Origin of the sequence: Verminephrobacter aporrectodeae subsp. tuberculatae (assembly GCF_026127385.1) — a bacterium.
In the GTDB taxonomy this organism is placed as follows: Bacteria; Pseudomonadota; Gammaproteobacteria; order Burkholderiales; family Burkholderiaceae_C; genus Acidovorax; species Acidovorax aporrectodeae.
Window position 1 is genome coordinate 815,918 of record NZ_QZCX01000001.1, and the last position, 20,923, is coordinate 836,840.

At 66.1% G+C, this 20,923-nt stretch carries 20 protein-coding genes and 3 pseudogenes; 20 read left to right on the forward strand and 3 right to left on the reverse strand.

Annotated elements, in window-relative coordinates; all coding sequences use genetic code 11:
* The first annotated feature begins 63 nt into the window (after positions 1-63).
* Both D5041_RS03405 and D5041_RS22075 read left to right on the forward strand, forming a co-directional pair.
* Positions 64-1,248, forward strand: a complete 1,185-nt coding sequence (locus D5041_RS03405; protein WP_265283881.1) for an NAD(P)/FAD-dependent oxidoreductase — start codon at positions 64-66, stop codon at positions 1,246-1,248.
* Positions 1,245-1,439, forward strand: a pseudogene (locus tag D5041_RS22075) (transposase); the annotation flags it as partial. The gene D5041_RS03405 and the pseudogene D5041_RS22075, both read left to right, overlap by 4 nt.
* Positions 1,440-1,616: 177 nt before the next feature.
* On the opposite strand, the gene fabF reads toward D5041_RS22075, so the two are convergent.
* The gene (gene fabF / locus D5041_RS03415) at positions 1,617-2,897 is read right to left on the reverse strand and encodes a beta-ketoacyl-ACP synthase II (protein WP_265283882.1); all 1,281 of its coding nucleotides are present in this window, start codon (positions 2,895-2,897) and stop codon (positions 1,617-1,619) included.
* A gap of 53 nt (positions 2,898-2,950) precedes the next feature.
* Between fabF and D5041_RS03420 the strand changes: the two are divergent.
* Both D5041_RS03420 and D5041_RS03425 read left to right on the forward strand, forming a co-directional pair.
* A pseudogene (locus D5041_RS03420) lies at positions 2,951-3,430 on the forward strand (IS5 family transposase); the annotation flags it as partial.
* 191 nt (positions 3,431-3,621) lie between these two features.
* Positions 3,622-3,828 (forward strand): annotated as a pseudogene (locus tag D5041_RS03425) (FAD-binding protein); the annotation flags it as partial.
* A 132-nt stretch (positions 3,829-3,960) separates the two neighbouring features.
* Here the strand turns inward: D5041_RS03425 and relB are convergent.
* A complete protein-coding gene (gene relB, locus D5041_RS03430; RefSeq protein WP_265258294.1) occupies positions 3,961-4,563 on the reverse strand; it encodes a type II toxin-antitoxin system RelB family anti-toxin in 603 nt (200 codons plus the stop codon).
* Between the two features lie 181 nt (positions 4,564-4,744).
* Between relB and glnT the strand changes: the two genes are divergently transcribed.
* The 5 genes from glnT (at position 4,745) to D5041_RS03455 (ending at position 10,508) form a co-directional block, all read left to right on the forward strand.
* Positions 4,745-6,115 carry a type III glutamate--ammonia ligase gene (gene glnT, locus D5041_RS03435; protein WP_010102784.1) on the forward strand — a complete coding sequence of 457 codons (1,371 nt, stop codon included), beginning with the start codon at positions 4,745-4,747 and terminating at the stop codon, positions 6,113-6,115.
* A 13-nt stretch (positions 6,116-6,128) separates the two neighbouring features.
* Positions 6,129-7,037, forward strand: coding sequence for a class II glutamine amidotransferase domain-containing protein (locus D5041_RS03440; RefSeq protein WP_265258293.1), 909 nt, complete (start codon positions 6,129-6,131; stop codon positions 7,035-7,037).
* Complete coding sequence (locus D5041_RS03445; protein ID WP_265258292.1) at positions 7,025-7,717, forward strand: GltB/FmdC/FwdC-like GXGXG domain-containing protein; 693 nt, start codon at positions 7,025-7,027, stop codon at positions 7,715-7,717. The genes D5041_RS03440 and D5041_RS03445 overlap by 13 nt, the downstream gene beginning before the upstream one ends.
* Position 7,718: 1 nt before the next feature.
* Positions 7,719-9,071, forward strand: a complete 1,353-nt coding sequence (locus tag D5041_RS03450; protein ID WP_265283883.1) for an FMN-binding glutamate synthase family protein — start codon at positions 7,719-7,721, stop codon at positions 9,069-9,071.
* A gap of 63 nt (positions 9,072-9,134) precedes the next feature.
* Positions 9,135-10,508, forward strand: coding sequence for an ammonium transporter (locus D5041_RS03455; RefSeq protein ID WP_010102789.1), 1,374 nt, complete (start codon positions 9,135-9,137; stop codon positions 10,506-10,508).
* A gap of 30 nt (positions 10,509-10,538) precedes the next feature.
* On the opposite strand, the gene D5041_RS03460 is transcribed toward D5041_RS03455, so the two are convergent.
* Positions 10,539-11,303, reverse strand: coding sequence for a DeoR/GlpR family DNA-binding transcription regulator (locus tag D5041_RS03460; protein ID WP_029554177.1), 765 nt, complete (start codon positions 11,301-11,303; stop codon positions 10,539-10,541).
* Between the two features lie 192 nt (positions 11,304-11,495).
* Here D5041_RS03460 and D5041_RS03465 point away from each other — a divergent pair, with 192 nt between their 5' ends.
* From D5041_RS03465 to rpsN, 11 genes are all read left to right on the forward strand, one after another.
* Positions 11,496-12,572, forward strand: a complete 1,077-nt coding sequence (locus tag D5041_RS03465; RefSeq protein WP_265282279.1) for an ABC transporter ATP-binding protein — start codon at positions 11,496-11,498, stop codon at positions 12,570-12,572.
* Between the two features lies 1 nt (position 12,573).
* Positions 12,574-13,650 carry an ABC transporter ATP-binding protein gene (locus D5041_RS03470; RefSeq protein ID WP_265258288.1) on the forward strand — a complete coding sequence of 359 codons (1,077 nt, stop codon included), beginning with the start codon at positions 12,574-12,576 and terminating at the stop codon, positions 13,648-13,650.
* The gene (locus D5041_RS03475) at positions 13,647-14,543 is read left to right on the forward strand and encodes a carbohydrate ABC transporter permease (protein ID WP_010102794.1); all 897 of its coding nucleotides are present in this window, start codon (positions 13,647-13,649) and stop codon (positions 14,541-14,543) included. The genes D5041_RS03470 and D5041_RS03475 overlap by 4 nt, the downstream gene beginning before the upstream one ends.
* Entirely contained in the window at positions 14,536-15,348 is an 813-nt protein-coding gene (locus tag D5041_RS03480; RefSeq protein WP_010102795.1) for a carbohydrate ABC transporter permease, read from the forward strand. The genes D5041_RS03475 and D5041_RS03480 overlap by 8 nt, the downstream gene beginning before the upstream one ends.
* 23 nt (positions 15,349-15,371) lie before the next feature.
* A complete protein-coding gene (locus tag D5041_RS03485; RefSeq protein WP_265258286.1) occupies positions 15,372-15,680 on the forward strand; it encodes a DUF2160 domain-containing protein in 309 nt (102 codons plus the stop codon).
* 84 nt (positions 15,681-15,764) lie between these two features.
* Complete coding sequence (locus D5041_RS03490; protein ID WP_265283884.1) at positions 15,765-17,495, forward strand: ABC transporter substrate-binding protein; 1,731 nt, start codon at positions 15,765-15,767, stop codon at positions 17,493-17,495.
* 31 nt (positions 17,496-17,526) lie between these two features.
* Entirely contained in the window at positions 17,527-19,128 is a 1,602-nt protein-coding gene (locus tag D5041_RS03495) for a glycerol-3-phosphate dehydrogenase/oxidase (RefSeq protein WP_265283885.1), read from the forward strand.
* A 213-nt stretch (positions 19,129-19,341) separates the two neighbouring features.
* A complete protein-coding gene (gene rplN / locus D5041_RS03500) occupies positions 19,342-19,710 on the forward strand; it encodes a 50S ribosomal protein L14 (RefSeq protein WP_010100621.1) in 369 nt (122 codons plus the stop codon).
* Between the two features lie 12 nt (positions 19,711-19,722).
* Positions 19,723-20,046, forward strand: a complete 324-nt coding sequence (gene rplX, locus D5041_RS03505; protein ID WP_010100620.1) for a 50S ribosomal protein L24 — start codon at positions 19,723-19,725, stop codon at positions 20,044-20,046.
* 15 nt (positions 20,047-20,061) lie between these two features.
* Entirely contained in the window at positions 20,062-20,601 is a 540-nt protein-coding gene (gene rplE / locus D5041_RS03510) for a 50S ribosomal protein L5 (RefSeq protein ID WP_010100618.1), read from the forward strand.
* Between the two features lie 8 nt (positions 20,602-20,609).
* The gene (rpsN, locus tag D5041_RS03515) at positions 20,610-20,915 is read left to right on the forward strand and encodes a 30S ribosomal protein S14 (protein WP_010100616.1); all 306 of its coding nucleotides are present in this window, start codon (positions 20,610-20,612) and stop codon (positions 20,913-20,915) included.
* Positions 20,916-20,923 lie beyond the last annotated feature (8 nt).

Sequence of the window (20,923 nt, forward strand, 5' to 3'; positions counted from 1 at the left end):
AAAGGCCGAAAGAAAGCAGCGCTCCTAAGCTGGCGTCCATTCGTCCACCACGCGGGAACAGACATGGAAAGTTTTGACGCAATCGTGATCGGCGCCGGTGTCATCGGCAGCTCGGTCGCCTACCATCTGGCCCACCTGGGCTGCAAGAAGGTACTGGTTCTGGAGCGCACACAGATCGGCTCCGGCACCACGTCTCAGTCCAGCGGCATCCTGCGCACCCACTACTCGGTCATCGAGAACGTGCGGCTGGCACAAGCGTCCTGGCAGGTGTTCAACGACTTCCAGAACTACCTGGGCGACGAGGACGCCGCCGCGGGCTTGGTCCAGTGCGGCTACCTGATTGCCGCGCCCGAAGGCGCCAAACTCGCCCCGCTGGAGGCCTCGCTCAAGGCACAACAGGCGCAGGGCATCGAGGTGCAATTCCTCAGCCGCGAGCATGCGTCGGAGTTGCTGCCCATCGCCCGCTTCGACGACGCCGCGCTGATCGGCTACGAGCCGGAGGCTGGCTTCGCCGATGCCTACCTGGTCGCAACCAGCTTCGCCCGGACGGCGCGGCGTCAGGGCGTCAAGATCATCGAGGGGGTGGCAGTCGAGAAACTGCTGCTCGAAGGCGGCAAGGTTGCCGGCGTGCAGACCTCGATGGGCACCTTCTTCTCGGGCACGGTCATCAGCACCCAGAACATCTGGGCGACCGACATCGAACGCTGGACCGGCATCCCCAGCCCGGTCGTGCCCGAGCGCCACAGCGTGCTGGCGCTGGAAGGACCCCGGGCCTACACCTTCCAGATGCCGGTCTGCAAGGACCTGGGATCGCCCGGCATGCTGTACTGCCGGAGCTACGGCGGCACCCAGATGCTGGTGAGCGAAGGCATCGCCGGCGAGACATTGCCCACGCCTGACAACGCGCAGGGCGACGTCAGCATGGACTACATGCTGGAAGTCGGCGGCCAGGTGGCCGAACGCTTCCCCTCCTACGAAACCGCTGGCGTGGCCTCGTCGTGGACCGGCGTCTACGACGTGACACCCGACTGGAACCCCGTGCTTGGCCGCCTGCCGGATCTGCCGGGCCTGGTCGTGGGCTATGGCTTCTCGGGCCACGGCTTCAAGCTGTCGCCCGCGGTGGGCCGCCTGCTCGCCCAGTCGGCCCTGGGCCTGAAGACCGAGGTGGACATCACCCCCTATGCACTCGAGCGCTTTCGTACCGGCAAGCTGCTGACCGGAAAGTATGGACTGGGTGCCGTCTCCTGACGACTGCCCCGGCAGCATCCTCCCCCCGGATTCGAAGAACAGACCATGCACATGTCAGTCTGGCTTGCCTGGCGGGCAGCCTGCCCACGGCCTGGCAGTTGTACCTGCCCCAGCAATGGGCCGATGACAGGGCGCGGCGCGAGAAGGCCGGTGTGCCCGAACCTGCCCTACCCACGCATTACAAGCCTCGCGGAAGCCCCGCGCACGCAGCGCCACGTCCGATCGTCGATCACAACTTTGCGGCTGCGTATGGTTCGCGTCGATGGCAATGACGCGTTTGCCGGCGCGTGCCAAATAGATGGATCGCGAGCGTGGCACCGGCACAGTGCGCGCCAACAATCAGGGCGTCCAACACGGAGGGACTTCTTTTAGAGTGAAGCCGGGAATCGTTGAAAGAGCACCGAAGCGTTGACACCTCCGAACCCGAACCCGTTGGATAGGGCAATCTGGATGGGGGCACGACGCGCCGTTGGCCCGATCAGATCGAGGCCCATCGCGCACTCGTCGAGGTGCTCCAGATTGAGCGTGCCAGGCAGAACTCCGTCTCTGAGCGCAAGAACGGAGAACACCGCCTCGATGGCACCCGCCGCTCCCAGCAAATGCCCCGTCGCCGATTTGGTGGAGGAAATGGCGGGGCCTGCTGCTCCTGTTCCGAACACTGTCTTCAAGGCAGCGATTTCTCCGGCATCGCCAACCGGCGTCGATGTAGCGTGCGCATTCACGTAGTCCACACGATTCGGCGCCATTTCCGCCATTGCCAGGGCCAGCTTCATCGCCCGCATGGCACCCGAGCCATCATCGGGGCCGGCCGTTATGTGATAGGCATCCGAGGTGGTTCCGTAGCCGATGACTTCGGCGATCGGGCGAGCGCCGCGCGCAACTGCATGGTCCAGCGCCTCGACCACCAACATGGCTGCGCCTTCACCCATCACGAACCCGTCACGGTCGCGATCGAAGGGGCGCGAAGCACGAGTCGGTTGATCGTTGAAGCTTGTCGACAAAGCCCGCGCCGCCGCGAACCCGCCAATGCTCACTTTGTCAAAAGCCGCTTCGGCGCCGCCGGCCAACACGATGTCCGCCTCCCCAGTGCGGATCAGGCGCATCGCGTCGCCAATCGCCTGCACGCTGGCCGCGCAGGCCGTTACGGGGCAACCAATCGCCCCCCGAAACTGATGCTTGATCGATATTTGTCCAGCCGCCAGGTTCGACAGGAAAGACGGAATAGTGAAAGGCGACAGCCTGCGCACGCCAGGACTTTCGCCCGTCCTGACCGCATGGGCCAGCGCGGGAAATCCGCCGATGCCCGACGCAACGATGGTCGCAGTTCGCTCACGATCATGGTTCGTTTGCGGGATCCATCCGGCATCTGTCAGCGCCTCGTCAGCGGCGACCATCGCCATCTGGATGAATCGATCCATCTTCTTCAACTCCTTGCGCGAAGTCGAGATTTCAGGATCGAAACCACCCTCGGGATCGGTGGTCCTGTCTTGCACAATCCCGCCAACCTTGGCGGGAAGATCGTCGGCAATCTCGTCCGCCAGAAGGCGCAGCCCGGAGCATCCGCCAATGAGGCGCCGCCACACCAACTCCACACCGCAACCGAGAGGAGAAACAATGCCGAGCCCGGTCACAACCACTCGGCGCGTCATGCAATCTCCTTCATTCGGCTCATGCTCCTCTGAGCGGCATCGCTCAAGCTCTTGCGAACACACTGGAGATTCGGGCCATCGAAGTGACCGACAACAGCGTGGGCGATGCACCCATGCTGCCCGAGTTGCTGAGCCAGATCCCACCCGATGAAGCGGTGGCCAGCGTCAGTGGGGACGGTGCCTACGACACCAAGGCGTGCCATGCGGCGATCGTTCAACGTGGGACGCAGGCGGTGATTCCTCCGCGCAAGAACGCCCAAGCTTGGAAGGCCACGCTCTCGGGAGCGACGGCTCGCAACGATGCGCTCAAAGCCTGCCACAGGCTGGGGCACAGCATCTGGAAGAAGCGGAGCGGCTACCACCGCCGCAGCCTGGTGGAGACCAAGATGCATTGCTTCAAGCGCCTGGGCGAGCGGGTGATGGCGCGCACGTTTGAGCGTCAGGTGGTGGAGTTGCATGTGCGGGTGGCTCTGCTCAACCGCTTCACGCAACTCGGGCGCCCGCCAACGGTGCCCGTGGCTGCTGTGGCATAGCTGCGCCTGGGGTTGGGATCATCTCGTTCTTCTTCCGACTTGTGCAACAAAGCCGCATTGTAGGGGTGGTACGCCCAAACCGCCGGAATTTCCGGCCGGTGTGGGGTGTCCTTTGAGGTTTCAAGTTGATGGAGGCGTTTGTTCTTGCTTCGTGCTGGATTTTGCGTATGCCACTGGACTGCGAGCCAGCGAAAGTGCTTGCGCCGGACCTGTGCGTAGCCCTCGGCATCTCCGGTGCCATCCAGCATCTGGCCGGCATCAAGGATGCCAAGTGCATCGTTGCCATCAACAAGGACCCGGATGCACCGATCTTCCAGATCGCGGACTACGGCATCGTGGGCGACCTGTTCGATGCACTGCCCGCGCTGCAGTCCGGCCTGCCTGCGGCAACAGCCTGAGAGCCGAAGCAAAACATCGTCCGGGTCTCGCCAGAGGGCGGCGGTGGCCCCAACGACCCAGGCACGTAGCCCGCACCGTCGCATCGCCCTGGCACAGGCCCGGTCCGCGGCCACCGCGGGTCGGGCCTTCGTTCATTCGGCACGGTGCGGGTACACGATGACCGACAGGAACTTGATCGGAAACTTGAGCAGCTTCTCTGGCCCGTGCGCCACCTTGCCATCGAAGGTCAGCGAGTCGCCTGGTTCGAGCACATAGGTCTGGTTGCCACTGCGGTACGCGATGCATCCGCTGAGCATGTAGAGGAACTCGGTGCCAGGGTGCTGGAACGTGGGGTACCGCTGAGAGTCGTCTTCCATCGTGATGAGGAACGGCTCGAACAGCTTCACTGCGCCCTGCCCATAGGCGAGCAGGTGATAGGTATGTCCGCTTTTGGTGCCACGGCGCACCACTTCCATACCCGCACCTTTCCTGACGTGCTGGGCGCTCGAGGTTTCGGCGTCGTACTTGCTGAACAGCACGGACATGGCCACGCCCAGCGCACGCGCGATGCGCGCGAGCGTATCCATGCCGGCCATCGTGCTGCCGGTCTCGATCTTCGAGAGCATGCCTCGACTGATCCCCGCGAGTTCGGAGACTTCCGCGATGGTCAGCCCCTCTTTCAGACGGAGTTCGCGGATAGCCGCGCCGACCGATTCCTCCAGCGCAGTCATGCGGCTTTCGTTGCTGTTTTCCATGGTCGAGAGCTTGGACAGGTTGGATGCGGATGCATCCCATAATAAATTCACAGTAGGCATATTAGTTGCATTGCAGGAATCATGACGACGGAATGCCCCAGATAGGTGAAACGTCCCTCTGGTAGTCCCGCCCTTTCTTGCACCAGGAGCTTGACTCGTGAAATCAGACCCCTCAGTCCTTTTGGCACCGTCGTCCGGCGAACTGGTGAAGCCGCCCCGGTTCGAAACCGTAGAACAGGCCCAGGAGTACTTGCGAACCGCAGGTATCAGCTATGTCCTGGCCCAATTCGTGGACATCCACGGCGTGGCAAAGGCCAAGTCCGTGCCTGTCTCCCACTTGCCCATGGTGCTGGAGGCTGGCGCAGGTTTTGCCGGCTTTGCCATCTGGGGCGTCGGCATTGAGCCCAACGGCCCGGACTTCATGGCCGTGGGTGACTTGTCCACCCTGACGACCGTGCCCTGGCAGCCGGGCTTGGCGCGCATTGTCTGCGAAGGCAACGTACAAGGAAAGCCGTGGGCCTACGACAGCCGCGTCACGCTGCGAAAGCAGATCGCCCGGCTGGCTGAGCGCGGCTACACGCTGTTCACCGGACTGGAGCCCGAGTTCTCGCTGCTGCGCCGCGGCGAGCACGGCAGCATCGCGCCGTGCGATCCAAGCGACACGCTGGCCAAACCCTGTTACGACTACAAGGGTCTGTCACGCACCCGCGAGTTCCTGGAGCGGCTGTCCAACGTGCTGCGCGCCACGGGCATCGACGTCTACCAGATCGACCACGAAGACGCCAACGGGCAGTTCGAGCTGAATTTCACCTACGACAACTGCCTGACCTCGGCCGACCACTTCGTGTTCTTCAAGATGGCGGCATCCGAGATCGCCAACGAACTCGGCCTGGTGTGCTCCTTCATGCCCAAGCCGTTTGCCAACCGGCCGGGCAATGGCATGCACATGCACCTGTCGATCGGTGACGGCAAGCGCAACCTGTTCGAGGACAAGGGCGATCCGCGCGGCCTGGAGCTGTCTCAGCTGGCCTACCACTTCCTCGGCGGCCTGCTGGCCCATGCCCCGGCGCTGACCGCGCTGTGCGCGCCGACCGTCAACTCCTACAAGCGGCTGGTGGTCGGCCGCTCATTGACGGGCGCAACCTGGGCGCCGGCCTACATCAGCTACGGCGACAACAACCGCTCCAGCATGATCCGCATCCCCAAAGGCCGGCTTGAGTTGCGCCTGCCCGACGGCTCGGCCAACCCTTACCTGGCCACCGCAGCCGTCATCGCGGCCGGCATGGACGGCATGGACCGCCAGCGTGATCCGGGCGCACCGCAGAACACCAATCTCTACGAATGGACAGATACCCAGCTGGCCAAGGCTGGCATCGGGCTGCTGCCGCAGAGCCTGGGAGCCGCGCTCGACCAGTTCGAGGCCGACCCGGTGATCTTCGAAGCCCTCGGCCCCGTCGCCCCCGAATTTCTCAAACTCAAGCGCATGGAGTGTCTGGAGTACCAGCGCCATGTCTCCGAGTGGGAAATCAAGCAATACCTTGAATTCTTCTGAAAGGAAAACCGCCATGTGCGGAATTGTTGGACTGCTCGTAAAAAAGCCTGCGCTGCGCGAGCAGTTGGGCCAACTCACGGTCCCGATGCTGATCGGAATGACCGAGCGCGGCCCGGACTCTGCCGGCCTTGCGATCTTCACGCCCCCGCTGACAGGCAGCCGCAAGAAGGTCAGCGTGTTCTCCGGCGATGTCGAGGGCGGGGATCATTACGACTGGCATGCGTTGGTGCGCGCGCTGAACCAGGCGCTGAATGCGCAGGCAGAGGTCGCGGTCAAGGGCAAGCACGGCATCGTTTCGTTCGCGCTCGAACCAGAAGCGGTCAGGACCTGGATCAAGGGCTACGAACCACTGCTCAAGGTGTTCTCGGCGGGCAAGAGCATCGACCTCTACAAGGACGTCGGGACGCCCGCCGAGGTCGCCGCACGCTATGGCTTTGGCAACTTCCAGGGCACCCACCTGGTCGCGCACACCCGCATGGCCACCGAGTCGACGGTCACGCCCGACCGCGCCCATCCGTTCACCGCCGGCGAGGACTTCTGCCTGGTGCACAACGGCTCGCTGTCGAATCCCAACGGCATCCGCCGCATGCTGGCGCCTTACGGCATCGGCTTCGACACGGACAACGACACCGAGGCAGCCACCCGCTTCCTGGAGTGGCGTCTGCGCGAAGGCGATGCGTTGAAGGATGCGCTCCAGAAGGGTTTCGCAGTCCTCGACGGCTTCTACACCTTCCTGATGGGTACCCCCACCGAACTGGCCCTCATCCGCGATCCGTTCGCCTGCAAGCCGGCCGTAGTCGCCGAAACCGACGACTACGTTGCCATTGCTTCCGAATTCCGTTCCCTGGCGCACCTGCCGGACGTCAGGAACGCCCATGTCTTTGAACCCGCCCCCGAGGAGATGTACGTATGGCAAGCCTGAAATTCGACTTGGCCGAAACGCCGCTGCGCGAGGTCAACCAGTTCCTGCACAAGGAAGCCCCGGGCAGGCCCGGCCTGGAGGTCTCGATCGCCAATCCGAACGGCGCCCATGCCATCGCCGCAGGCCTGAACGCACCGATCGGCGTGACCATCGACGGCCATGCCGGCTACTACGTCGCTGGCATGAACCAACAGGCCAACGTCACCATCACCGGCAGCGCCGGCACGGGTGTGGCCGAGAACATGATGAGCGGCAAGGTCCATGTGAAGGGCTTCGCGTCGAACGCCGCCGGCGCCACCGCCCAGGGAGGGCTGCTGGTCATCGATGGCGACGCCGGACTGCGTTGCGCCATCTCGCTCAAGGGCGCCGACGTGGTGGTCGGCGGCTCGGTCGGCAGCTTCTCGGCCTTCATGGCGCAGGCCGGCAACCTGGTGGTCCTGGGCGACGCTGGCGAAGCGCTGGGTGACTCGATCTACGAAGCGCGGATCTTCGTGCGCGGCAAGGTCAAGAGCCTGGGCGCCGACTGCGAGGAAAAGCCGCTCGGCGAAGCCGAACGCGACCTTCTGGCCGGTCTGCTCAAGCAGTCGGGCCACGGCGACGTCGATCCCTCGGCTTTCAAGCTCTATGGCTCGGCCCGCACGCTCTACAACTTCCATGTCGATAACGCAGGAGCTTACTGACATGAGCGCATCCTCCGAATCGAAGACCAGCGCGCCCCACATCCCGCAGACCCTGCCGCGGTTCTCGGCCACGTTCGATAAGCAAACGCTGTCGGAGATCCGCCGCGCGGCCGCCACGGGCATCTATGACATTCGTGGCGCCGGCACCAAGCGCAAGCTGCCGCACTTCGACGACCTGCTGTTCCTTGGCGCGTCGATCAGCCGCTATCCGCTCGAAGGCTACCGCGAGAAGTGCGGCACCGACGTCATCCTCGGCAACCGCTTCGCCAAGAAGCCGCTGCATCTGAGGACGCTGGTGACGATCGCCGGCATGAGCTTCGGTGCGCTGTCGGCGCATGCCAAGGAAGCACTGGGGCGCGGCGCCAGCATCGCCGGCACCAGCACCACCACCGGCGACGGCGGCATGACTCCCGAAGAGCGCGGCCAGTCCCGGCACCTGGTCTACCAGTACCTGCCGTCGCGCTACGGCATGAACCCGGACGACCTGCGCAAGGCCGATGCCATCGAGGTGGTGGTCGGCCAGGGCGCCAAGCCGGGCGGCGGCGGCATGCTGCTGGGCCAGAAGATCAGCCCGCGCGTGGCCAGGATGCGGTGTCTGCCGCAGGGCATCGACCAGCGCTCGGCCTGCCGCCACCCGGACTGGACCGGCCCGGACGACCTGGAAATCAAGATCCTGGAGCTGCGCGAGATCACGGACTGGGAAAAGCCGATCTACGTGAAGGTCGGCGCCACGCGCCCCTACTACGACGTGGCGCTGGCGGTGAAAGCCGGCGCCGACGTGGTGGTGCTCGACGGCATGCAGGGCGGCACGGCTGCCACGCAGGAAGTGTTCATCGAGCATGTGGGCATCCCGATCCTGGCGGCAATCCGCCCGGCGGTGAAGGCTCTGCAGGACCTGGGCATGCACCGCAAGGTGCAGCTCATCGTGTCCGGCGGCATCCGCAACGGCGCGGACGTGGCCAAGGCCCTGGCACTGGGCGCCGATGCCGTGGCCATTGGCACCGCTGCCCTGGTCGCGCTGGGCGACAACGACCCGCGTCATGAAGAGGAGTACCGCGCACTCGGCAGCACCGCCGGCGCGTACGACGACTGGCACGAAGGCAGGGACCCGGCCGGCATTACCACGCAGGATCCGGTACTTGCCGCACGCCTGGACCCGGTGCTGGCCGGCCGCCGGCTGGCCAACTACCTCGCGGTGATGACGATGGAGGCCCAGATCATCGCGCGGGCCTGCGGCAAGTCGCACCTGCACAACCTGGAGCCGGAAGACCTGGTGGCGCTGACGCTGGAGTCGGCCGCCATGACGCAGGTGCCGCTGGCAGGCACCAGCTGGTTCCCCGGCCAGACGTTCTGATCCGCGGCGCGGACCGATGGGGCAGGCCCGTCTTGCGTTGGCTTTGAACCGGAAAAACATCCCATGACCACTTTCATCCTGCGCCGGGGCCAGCCAGGCTGCGCATCCTGCCCTGCCCGCGGCGCACGCACCCTGGGGCTTGCAGCAATTCTCCCCGGGGCATCCTTCAGCGCGCTGGCCGCGGATGCACCGGCGGTGCTCAACAGCGGCGACACCAGCTGGCTGCTCGTCTCCAGCGTGCTCGTCCTGATGATGCTGGTACCCGGCCTGACGCTGTTCTACGGCGGCATGGCGCGGACCAAGAACGTCCTGTCACTGTTCACGCAGTGCTTCGCCATCGCTGGCGTCATCGGCCTGCTCTGGACGGTCTACGGCTACAGCCTGGCCTTTGGCGACACCACCGGCATGCAGGCCGGCACGGTCAACCTGCACAGCTTCATCGGAGGATTCGGAAAGCTCATGCTGCACGGCGTCGGCCGCGACAGCCTGACGGGCACCATCCCCGAAAGCCTATTCGCCATGTTCCAGTTGACTTTCGCCTGCATCACGCCGGCGATCATCGCGGGAGCCTTCGCCGAGCGGATGAAGTTCTCATCCGTCCTGCTGTTCTCGGCACTCTGGACCACCTTCTGCTACATCCCGCTGGCGCACATGGCCTGGAGCGGCCCGGGCGGGCTGCTGTTCGACTGGGGCATCCTCGAGTTCGCAGGTGGCACCGTGGTCCACATCAATGCGGGCGTAGCAGGTCTCGTCGCCGCACTGGCCCTGGGGCCGCGCAAGGGCTACCCGCAGACGGCCATGCCGCCGCACAACTTGGTCTTCACTCTGGCGGGTGCCGCCTTGCTATGGGTTGGCTGGTTTGGCTTCAACGTGGGCTCTGCCGTCGCGGCCAACGACAAGGCCGGCATGGCGACGCTGACGACGCAGATCGCCGCCAGTACCGGCATCCTCGGGTGGCTGCTGGCCGAATGGATCCGGAGCGGCAAGCCGAGCGCGCTGGGCGCTGCCTCCGGTGCGCTGGCGGGCTTGGTCGGCATCACCCCGGCCTGCGGCTTCGTCGGTCCGTCTGGTGCCTTGGTCATCGGCTTCGTCGCCGCGCTGTCCTGCTTCTTCGCCATTGGAGCGCTGAAGCGCCGACTCGGCTACGACGACAGCTTCGATGCCTTCGGCCTGCACGGGGTGGGCGGCATCGTCGGCTCCATCCTGACCGGTGTATTCGCGCCGCTCGCCATGGGCGGCTTCGAGGAGCTTGCATTGGCCAGCCAGCTGTGGATCCAGGTCAAGAGCGTGCTCTTTACCGTGGCGTACTGCGCCATGGTGACCTGGGTGCTGCTGAAAATCACCGGCCTGCTGACCGCAGGGCTGCGCGTCAGTGCCGAACAGGAGCAGATCGGCCTCGATCAGACCGAGCACAGCGAGCGCGCCTACAACCCTTGAAGGTCGCGGGGAACACGGATTCACACGCTCTCAGTCGGCCAGGGTGCAGGCCACCCCGGCCTCCTGCAGCAGCGCGGGGAAGGGCTCGGGCGGTGGCGCGTCGGTGAACAGGCGGTCGATCTGCGCGAGCCGGGCCAACTGCACCATCGCCGGGCGGTTGAACTTGCTGTGGTCGGCCGCGAGCCAGACCTCGCGCGCCTGTTCGATGATGGTTTGCGCCACCTTCACCTCGCGGTAGTCGAAGTCGCGCAGCGAGCCGTCGGACTCCAGGCCCGAGATGCCGATGAGCGCGATGTCCACCCGGAACTGGCGGATGAAGTCCACCGTGGCCTCGCCGACGATGCCGCGGTCGCGCGTGCGCACCACCCCTCCGGTGACGATGACCTCGCACTCGGGGTTGCCGCTCAGGATGGCGGCCACGTTCAGGTTGTTCGTGATCACGCGCAAGCCCCGGTGCTGCAACAGCGCCCGGGCGATGGCCTCGGTGGTCGTGCCGATGTTCAGGATCAGCGAGCAGTCGTTGGGCAGCTGCCGCGCGACGGCGCGCGCAATGCGCGTTTTGCTTTCGGCGTTGAGCGTTTCGCGCTGGGTATGCGCCAGGTTCTCCACGCTCGAGCCGGGCACGCGCACGCCGCCGTGAAAGCGCGTGAGCAGGCCGGATTCGGCCAGCCGCTGCACGTCGCGGCGCACGGTCTGCAGGGTCACGCCCAGGGTTTCGGCCAGGTGTTCGACCGTGGCGGACTTGCGCGCGCGGACTTCTTCGAGCAGCAGCAGTTGTCGGGGGTTCGTATTCACGCGCATTCGGGAGCAGAAGGGTTCGGATACTGTAAATCGGGGCAAAAGAAATCCATCAAGGGTTGTTCCTGATTCAATGCGATCAGAAAAGAACAAAAATGAACGAAATAGAAAACAGGCGGCGCCCGCTCCAACCCCCTGCGGCGGCGCGGGATTCACACGGCCCCGGGGACGGCCAGGAAAGGTGGCGGGATGCGGCTGGCGTTGGACGGCGTAGCCAAGAAGGTGGGGGCGCAGACCTGGCTGCATGACGTGAGCCTGGCCTTGCCCGGCGGCGTCACCGTGCTGCTGGGCGCCACGCAGGCGGGCAAGACCAGCCTGATGCGCATCATGGCCGGGCTGGACGCGCCGACTGCGGGCCGCGTGCTGGTCGATGGCGTTGACGTGACCGGCACTCCCGTGCGCAAGCGCAATGTGGCCATGGTGTACCAGCAGTTCATCAACTACCCGGCGATGACGGTGGCGGCGAATATTGCGTCGCCCCTGCGGCTGCGCGGCGCCAAGGACATCGACGCCCGGGTGCGCGAGATCGCCCGCCGCCTGCATATCGAGACGTTTCTGGAGCGCCATCCGGCCGAGCTCTCGGGCGGCCAGCAGCAGCGCGTGGCGCTGGCGCGTGCGCTGGCCAAGGGCGCGCCGCTGGTGCTGCTCGACGAGCCCCTGGCGAACCTGGACTACAAGCTGCGCGAGGAACTGCGCGAAGAGCTCGGCGAGCTGTTTGCCGCCGGGCAGTCAACGGTGGTCTACGCCACCACCGAACCGGCCGAGGCCCTGCTGCTGGGCGGCCATACGGCGGTGCTCGGCGCGGGCCGTTTGCTGCAATACGGTCCCACGGCCGAGGTGTTCCACGCGCCCGATTCGCTGTGCGTGGCGTGCGCCTTCAGCGATCCGCCGATGAATCTGCTGGCTGCGTCGGCCAGCGCCCAGGGCGTGCGCCTGGAGGACGGCGCGCAGCTCGCGCTACCCTTTGCGCAGGGCGCGGCAGCGGCCACCGGGCTGACCGTGGGGCTGCGCGCCAGCGCGTTGCGCGTGCACGCCCGTCCGGGCGACGTGCGCGTGCACGGCGTGGTGGAACTGGCGGAAATATCCGGCTCCGACACCTTCGTGCACGCCGCCACGCCCTGGGGGCGCCTGGTGGCGCAGCTCACCGGCGTGCACGGCTTTGCGCTCGGGGCGGCGATCACGCTGCATCTGGACCCGGCGCAGGCTTACGTGTTCGGCGCCGACGGCCGGCTGCTCTGCGCGCCCGCGCGCCGGGGAGGGGGCTGAGATGGCGCGCATCGGCCTGGATCTGGCGCACGCGTACCAGCCGCACCCGCAGCAGGACGGCGACTATGCGCTGCTGCCGCTCGCAATGGAGTTCGAGGACGGGGGCGCGTACGCGCTGCTCGGTCCCTCGGGCTGCGGCAAGACCACCCTGCTGAACATCATGTCGGGCCTGCTGCTGCCCTCGCAGGGCCGGGTGCTGTTCGACGGCCGCGACGTGACGCACGCCAGCCCGCAGGAGCGCAACATCGCGCAGGTGTTCCAGTTCCCGGTGGTCTACGAGAACATGACCGTGGCCGAGAACCTGGCGTTCCCGCTGCGCAACCGCAGGCTGCCCGGCGCGCAGATCCGCCAGCGCGTGGGCGCGATCGCCGAGATGCTCGAACTCAGCGGCCAGCTCGACCAGCGCGCGGCGGGCCTGGGCGCCGACGTCCGGCAAAAGATCTCGCTGGGCCGCGGCCTGGTGCGCCCCGACGTGGCGGCCGTGCTGTTCGACGAGCCGCTCACGCTCATCGACCCGCAGCTGAAGTGGCAGCTGCGGCGCAAGCTCAAGCAGATCCACCAGGAGCTCCGGCTCACGCTGATCTACGTGACGCACGACCAGGTCGAGGCGCTCACCTTTGCCGACCAGGTGCTGGTGATGCGCCACGGCCGCGCGCTGCAGCTGGGATCGGCGGCGGCGCTGTTCGAGCGGCCCCGGCATGCGTTCGTCGGGCATTTCATCGGCTCGCCCGGAATGAACTTCCTGCCCGTGCAGGCCGACGGCGCCGGCCTCGACATTGCGGGCTGCCGACTGCCGGCCCCGGCCGGGCGCGCCCTGCCGGCGGGCCCGCTGCAACTGGGCGTGCGGCCCGAGTACCTGACCCTGGCGGCAGCCGGGCAGCCCGGCGCGCTCGCCTGCACGGTGCTGCAGTGGCAGGACATAGGCACGCATCTGCTGCTCAGCGCCACGCTCGGCGGGCACCGGCTCAGGGCGCGCCTGGACCCGCAGACGCAGCCCCCCGCGGTGGGCGCCACCGTCTGGCTGCAACTGCTCGGGGCGCACACCTGCTTTTTTCAGAACGAGGAACTGCTCGCATGAACCCGACGACCAAGCCCGTGAACCAGAAGGCCTGGTGGCTGATTCTTCCGGTCATCGTCTGCGTGGCCTTCTCCGCCATCGTGCCGCTGATGACGGTGGTCAACTACTCGGTGCAGGACATCATCTCGCCCGAGCGCCGCGTGTTCGTGGGCACCGAATGGTTTGCTGCCGTGCTGCGTGACGAGGAACTGCACGCCGCGCTGTGGCGCCAGCTCGGGTTCTCGCTGGCGGTGCTGGCGCTGGAACTGCCGCTGGGCGTTGCGCTGGCCCTGGCCATGCCCGTGCAGGGCTGGAAGTCCTCCGCGGTGCTGGTGCTGCTGGCCCTGTCGCTGCTCATCCCGTGGAACGTGGTGGGAACCATCTGGCAGATATACAGCCGCGCGGACATCGGCCTCATGGGCCGCGTGTTGCAGCAGCTCGGCATCGACTACAGCTACACCGGCAACGCCACCCAGGCCTGGCTCACGGTGCTGCTGATGGACGTCTGGCACTGGACGCCGCTGGTCGCGCTGCTGGCGTTCGCGGGGCTGCGCGCCATCCCGCACGCGTACTACCAGGCGGCGTGCATAGACGGCGCGAGCCAGTACGCCGTGCTGCGCCACATCCAGCTGCCCAGGCTGCGCGGCGTGCTCATGATCGCGGTGCTGCTGCGCTTCATGGACAGCTTCATGATCTACACCGAGCCGTTCGTTCTCACGGGCGGCGGGCCGGGCAATGCCACCACCTTCCTGAGCCAGTACCTCACGACCAAGGCCGTGGGCCAGTTCGACCTGGGCCCCGCGGCGGCGTTCTCGCTGATCTATTTCCTCATCATCGTGCTGCTGTGCTTCGTCCTCTACAACGGGATGCAGCGCGTGGGCAGCGGCCGCGACGCAGGGACCGCAGATGCATGAAAAGCGCTTTCACAAGCGGTCGCTGCTGCTGATCGCGTACCTGGTGTTCGCCATGCTGCCCATCTACTGGATGCTCAACATGAGCTTCAAGACCAACGCGGAGATCCTCTCGACCTTCTCCTTCTTCCCGCAGCATTTCACCTGGGACAACTACCGGACCATCTTCAGCGACGCATCCTGGTACATGGGCTACGTCAACAGCCTGATCTACGTGGGAATGAATACCGTGATCTCGCTCGGCGTGGCGCTGCCGGCGGCGTATGCGTTCTCGCGCTACCGCTTCCTGGGCGACAGGCATCTGTTCTTCTGGCTGCTGACCAACCGCATGACCCCGCCCGCCGTGTTCCTGCTGCCGTTCTTCCAGCTCTACACGAGCGTGGGATTGATGGACACGCATATCGCCGTGGCGCTGGCGCATCTGGTGTTCAACGTGCCGCTCGCGGTGTGGATTCTGGAAGGCTTCATGAGCGCCATCCCGCGCGAGATCGACGAGACCGCGTACATCGACGGCTACGGCTTTGCCCACTTCTTCGTGCGCATCTTCCTGCCGCTGATCAAGGCCGGGGTCGGCGTGACGGCGTTCTTCTGCTTCATGTTCAGCTGGGTCGAGCTGCTGCTCGCGCGCACGCTCACCAGCGTCAACGCCAAGCCCATCGTGGCCACCATGACGCGCACCGTGAGCGCGTCCGGAATGGACTGGGCCACGCTCGCGGCAGCGGGCGTGCTGACCATCGTTCCCGGCGCCATCGTGATCTGGTTCGTGCGCCATTACATCGCCAAGGGATTCGCGATGGGCCGCGTGTGAGGAATGTATGGGGAGGACGCAGCATGTTCGAATGGATGGCCTGGACGCTGCCGGTGGCGGTGTTTTTCTTCTGCATCGTGCTGCTGCTCATCGGCATGACGGTGTGGGAAATCAAATCGCCCAGCTGCCCGCGCAAGGGCTTTTTGCCGCTGGAGACGACCCGCGGCGACCGGCTCTTCATCGGCCTGCTCGCGGCGGCCTACGTGAACCTGTTTTTTGTCGGCATCGGCGGCCGGCTGGCGCAGTGGTTCAGCCTGCAGGGCGAGCCCTCGGTCTGGATCGGCTTTGCGTTGGCGCTGGCGCTGCTGGCCCTGATCATGCGCAAGGGATGACGTGTGTGCGTCGCGCGATCCGACCCTTCCCCGGAGCCGCGCGACCCTTTCAAAGGGGGAGTTGACCATGAGGAGACAGATACCATGAAGACACGGTTCACGGCGTTGGCATGCGCCATGGCGGCCATGGCGGGCGGATGCGCCATGGCGGGTGAGGTCGAGGCCAGAAAATGGATAGACAGCGAGTTCCAGCCCTCCACGCTGAGCAAGGACCAGCAGCTGGCCGAGATGAAATGGTTCATCGGCGCGGCCAAGAAACTCCAGGCCAAGGGCGTGAAGGAAATCTCGGTGGTGTCCGAGACCATCACCACGCACGAGTACGAATCCAAGACCCTGGCCAGGGCCTTCGAGGAAATCACTGGAATCAAGGTCCGGCACGACCTGATACAGGAAGGCGACGTGGTCGAGAAGTTGCAGACCTCGATGCAGTCGGGCCGGTCGATCTACGACGGCTGGATCTCCGACTCGGACCTGATCGGAACGCATTACCGCTACGGCAAGATCATGAGCCTGAGCGACTACATGGCCGGCGCAGGCAAGGAGTACACCAGCCCCGGAATCGACCTGAAGGACTACATCGGCACCCGGTTCACGACCGCCCCCGACGGCAAGCTGTACCAGCTGCCGGACCAGCAGTTTGCGAATCTGTACTGGTTCCGTGCCGACCTGTTCGAGCGCCAGGACTTCAAGGACCAGTTCAGGGCCAAGTACGGCTACGAGCTGGGCGTTCCGCTGAACTGGAGCGCCTACGAAGACATTGCCGAGTTCTTCAGCCGCGACGTGAAGAGCATCGACGGCAAGCCGATCTACGGCCACATGGACTACGGCAAGAAGGACCCGTCGCTGGGCTGGCGCTTTACCGACGCCTGGCTGTCGATGGCCGGCGCTGCCGACGTTGGCGCGCCCAACGGCCTGCCCATCGACGAATGGGGCATCCGCGTGGCCGACGACAAGTGCACGCCCGTGGGCGCGTCGGTGGCGCGCGGCGGCGCGACCAATTCGCCGGCGGCCGTCTACGCGCTGGGCAAGTACGTCGACTGGATGAAGAAATACGCGCCCAAAGAGGCCATGGGAATGACCTTTGGCGAGGCCGGCCCGGTGCCCGCGCAGGGCCAGATCGCGCAGCAGATCTTCTGGTACACCGCGTTCACGGCCGACATGACCCGGCCCGGCCTGCCCGTGGTGAACGCCGACGGAACGCCCAAATGGCGCATGGCTCCCGGCCCCAACGGCCCGTACTGGAAGCCGGGAATGCAGAACGGCTACCAGGACGTCGGCTCCTGGACCTTCTTCAAGAACCACGACGCGAACAAGACCGCCGCCGCCTGGCTCTACGCGCAGTTCGTGACGGCCAAGAGCACGTCGCTCAAAAAGACCCTCGTCGGCCTGACGCCGATTCGGGAAAGCGACATCCAGTCGCAGGCCATGAGCGACATGGCGCCCAAGCTCGGCGGGCTGGTCGAGTTCTACCGCAGCCCCGCCCGCGTGGCCTGGTCGCCGACCGGAACCAATGTCCCCGACTACCCCAAGCTGGCGCAGCTGTGGTGGAAAAACGTGGCGCAGGCGGTGACCGGCGAGAAGACCCCCCAGGGCGCGATGGACCAGCTGGCCGAGGAAATGGACCAGGTGCTGGCCCGCCTGGAGCGCGCCGGAATGGCGCATTGCGCGCCCAAGCTCAACCCCAAGGGCGACAGCGCCAAATGGCTTAGCGACAAGCAGGCCCCCTGGGCCAAGCTGGCGAATGAAAAGCCCAAGGGCGAAACCATCGCCTACGGCAAGCTGTTGCAGGCCTGGAAGGACGGCAAGGCACGCTGACTCCCCCGGCGCCGCGCCGCGATCCCCTCCCATGACCGCTGCCCCCGCTCCTGCGCCCACGCGCCGCGCTGCGCTGCTGGACCGTCTGGCGCGCGCGCCGCGCTACGACCTGGCGGTGATCGGCGGCGGCGCGACGGGCCTGGGGGTCGCGCTGGACGCGGCGGCGCGCGGCTTCAGCGTGGTCTTGGTGGATTCGCACGACTTCGCCCAAGGGACCTCGTCGCGCGCCACCAAGCTGGTGCACGGCGGGGTTCGCTACCTGGCGCAGGGGAATATCGCGCTGGTGCGCGAAGCGCTGCACGAGCGCGCGAGCCTGCTGCGCAACGCGCCGCATCTGGCGCAGCCCCTGCCGTTCGTGCTGCCCTGCTACCACTGCTGGGAGGCGCCCTTCTACGGCACCGGACTCATGCTGTACGACGCCTTGGCGGGCCGGGCCGGGCTGGGCGCGACCCGCTTGCTCGGGCCCGCGCGCACGCTCGAATGCCTGCCCGGCGCCCGGGCCGAGGGGCTCAAGGGGGGCGTCAAATACTGGGACGGGCAATTCGACGACGCCCGCCTGGCGTTGGCGCTGGCGCGCACGGCGGCAAGCCTGGGTGCCCTGGTGCTCAACCACTGCCCCGTGCGCGCGCTGCTGCACGAGGCCGGGAAGGTCGCCGGCTTCGTTTGCGAGGACGCCCACGGGGGCCGGCGCTTCACGGTGCGCGCGCGGGCCGTGGTGAACGCCACCGGCGTGTGGGTGGACGCATTGCGCCAAATGGACGGCGTGGCGACGGGCCGTCCCGTCGCCGCGCTCGTCGCGCCCAGCCAGGGCGCGCACATCGTGGTGGAGCGCGCCTTCCTCCCCGGCGACCACGCGCTGATGGTCCCCAGGACCGCCGACGGGCGGGTGCTGTTCGCCGTCCCCTGGCTCGGCAAGCTGATTCTGGGAACCACCGACAGCCCGCGCCAGGACATCGTGCGCGAACCGCAGGCCTTGCGCGAAGAGGTCCGCTTCCTCCTGGAGGAATCCGCGCGCTACCTCGCGCGCGCGCCCCAGGCCCAGGACGTGCGCAGCCTCTGGGTCGGTCTGCGTCCCCTGGTGAAGCCGCAGCACGACGAAGGCGACGACACCAAGCACCTGAGCCGCGAGCACACGGTGCTGGCCAGCCGCAGCGGTCTGGTGACGGTGACGGGCGGGAAATGGACCACCTACCGCGTGATGGCCGAAGACGTGTTGCAAAAATGCTTCGCGCACGGTCTGCTGCCAGAAAAACCGGCGGGCATGACCGCGCAGCTGCGCCTGGTGGGTGCGCCCCGGGGAGGCGCAGAGCCCGGCCAGCAGCGCATCAGCGACGCGCCGGGCCTGCATTCCTACGGCAGCGATGCCCCCCATGTGCAAAGCCTTCCCGGCGCGCGCACCGACCTGGGCGGCGGTCTGAGCGCGGCCATGGTCCGCTTTGCCGCGCGCCACGAGTACGCCTGCACGGTGGAAGACATGCTCGCGCGCCGCTCCCGGCTGTTGTTCCTGGACGCCCGCAAGGCCATCGATCTGGTGCCCGCCGTGGCGCAGCTTCTGCGCGAGGAATTGGACACCGACCCCCGCCCCGGGGACTTTTTGGCGCTCGCGCAGCAGTACCTGCGCGTGCCGACCTGACGAGGCGCTTGACTTCCGAAATGAACGCGGCGAGAATTGCGGGCTTCGCGCTTGGAAGAGCGCCCGAAGATTTCTGCTTTCTTGCCCAGAGGGAAGCGCTGCAAATGGTTTGCAGTGCGGACGACGGGCCCAAGACTGACCCGGCTGATGGGCCACCCAGGATGCACTTTCCTGGGGCGCCTGCCTCCTGGTGCAAGTTGGGAATATTGAACAATGATCCAGACAGAATCCCGGCTAGAGGTTGCCGACAATACCGGCGCCAAGTCCGTCCTGTGCATCAAGGTGCTCGGCGGCTCCAAGCGTCGCTATGCAAGCATTGGCGACATCATCAAGGTGAGCATCAAGGAAGCCGCTCCGCGTGGCCGCGTCAAAAAAGGTGAGATCTACAGCGCGGTCGTCGTGCGCACGGCCAAGGGCATTCGCCGGGGCGACGGATCGCTCATCAAATTCGACGGCAACGCCGCCGTGTTGCTCAACGCCAAGCTGGAGCCCATCGGCACCCGCATCTTCGGCCCCGTGACGCGTGAACTGCGGACCGAGCGGTTCATGAAGATCGTGTCGCTGGCTCCCGAAGTTCTCTGAAAAGGACGCACCATGAACAAGATTCGCAAGGGCGACGAAGTCATCGTGCTGACCGGCCGCGACAAGGGCCGGCGCGGCACCGTGGCGTTGCGCAAGGACGACACGCACCTCGTCATCGACGGCATCAACCGGGTCAAGAAGCACGTCAAGCCGAACCCCATGAAGGGGACGACGGGCGGCATCATTGAAAAGACCATGCCGATCCACCAGTCCAACGTGGCCATCTTCAACGCCGCCACCGGCAAGGCCGATCGCGTGGGAATCAAGCAGCTGGACGACGGCAAGCGGGTTCGCGTGTACAAGTCCAGCGGCGCTGAAATCAAGACCGCCAGGTAAGCGCAAGAGGCAAACATGGTACGACTCCAGACAATCTACCGCGACAAGATCGCTCCCGAACTGGCGAAGCAGTTTGGCTACACCTCACCGATGCAGGTCCCCCGTCTGAGCAAGATCACGCTGAACATGGGCGTGGGCGAGGCCGTCTCGGACAAGAAGGTGATGGACAGCGCCGTCGCCGACCTGGCCCGCATCGCCGGCCAGAAGCCCGTGGTGACCAAGGCCAAGAAGGCCATCGCCGGTTTCAAGATCCGCGAAGGGCAGGCCATAGGCTGCATGGTCACGCTGCGTGGCGTGCGGATGTACGAGTTCCTGGACCGTTTCGTGACCGTGGCCCTGCCGCGGGTGCGGGACTTCCGCGGGGTCTCCGGCCGCGCGTTCGACGGCCGCGGCAACTACAACGTCGGCGTCAAGGAACAGATCATCTTTCCTGAAATCGAGTACGACAAGGTGGACGCGTTGCGCGGTCTCAATATCAGCATCACCACGACGGCCAAGACCGACGAGGAGGCCAAGGCGCTCCTCGCAGGCTTCCGTTTCCCGTTCAAGAATTGAGGCGATCCATGGCCAAAGTAGCTTTGATCCAGCGCGAACTCAAGCGCGAAAAATTGGTTGCCAAGTACGCAGCCAAGTATGCGCAGCTGAAGGCCACCGCCGGCGACGCCAAGCGCAGCGCGCAAGAGCGTGAAGCCGCCCGCCTGGGCCTGCAGAAGCTCCCGCGCAACGCGAATCCCACGCGCCAGCGCAGCCGCTGTGCAATCACCGGGCGGCCGCGCGGCACCTTCCGTCAATTCGGTCTGGCCCGCGCCAAGATCCGCGAGATGGCCTTTGCCGGCGATATCCCGGGCATCACCAAGGCCAGCTGGTAAGGCCCCGA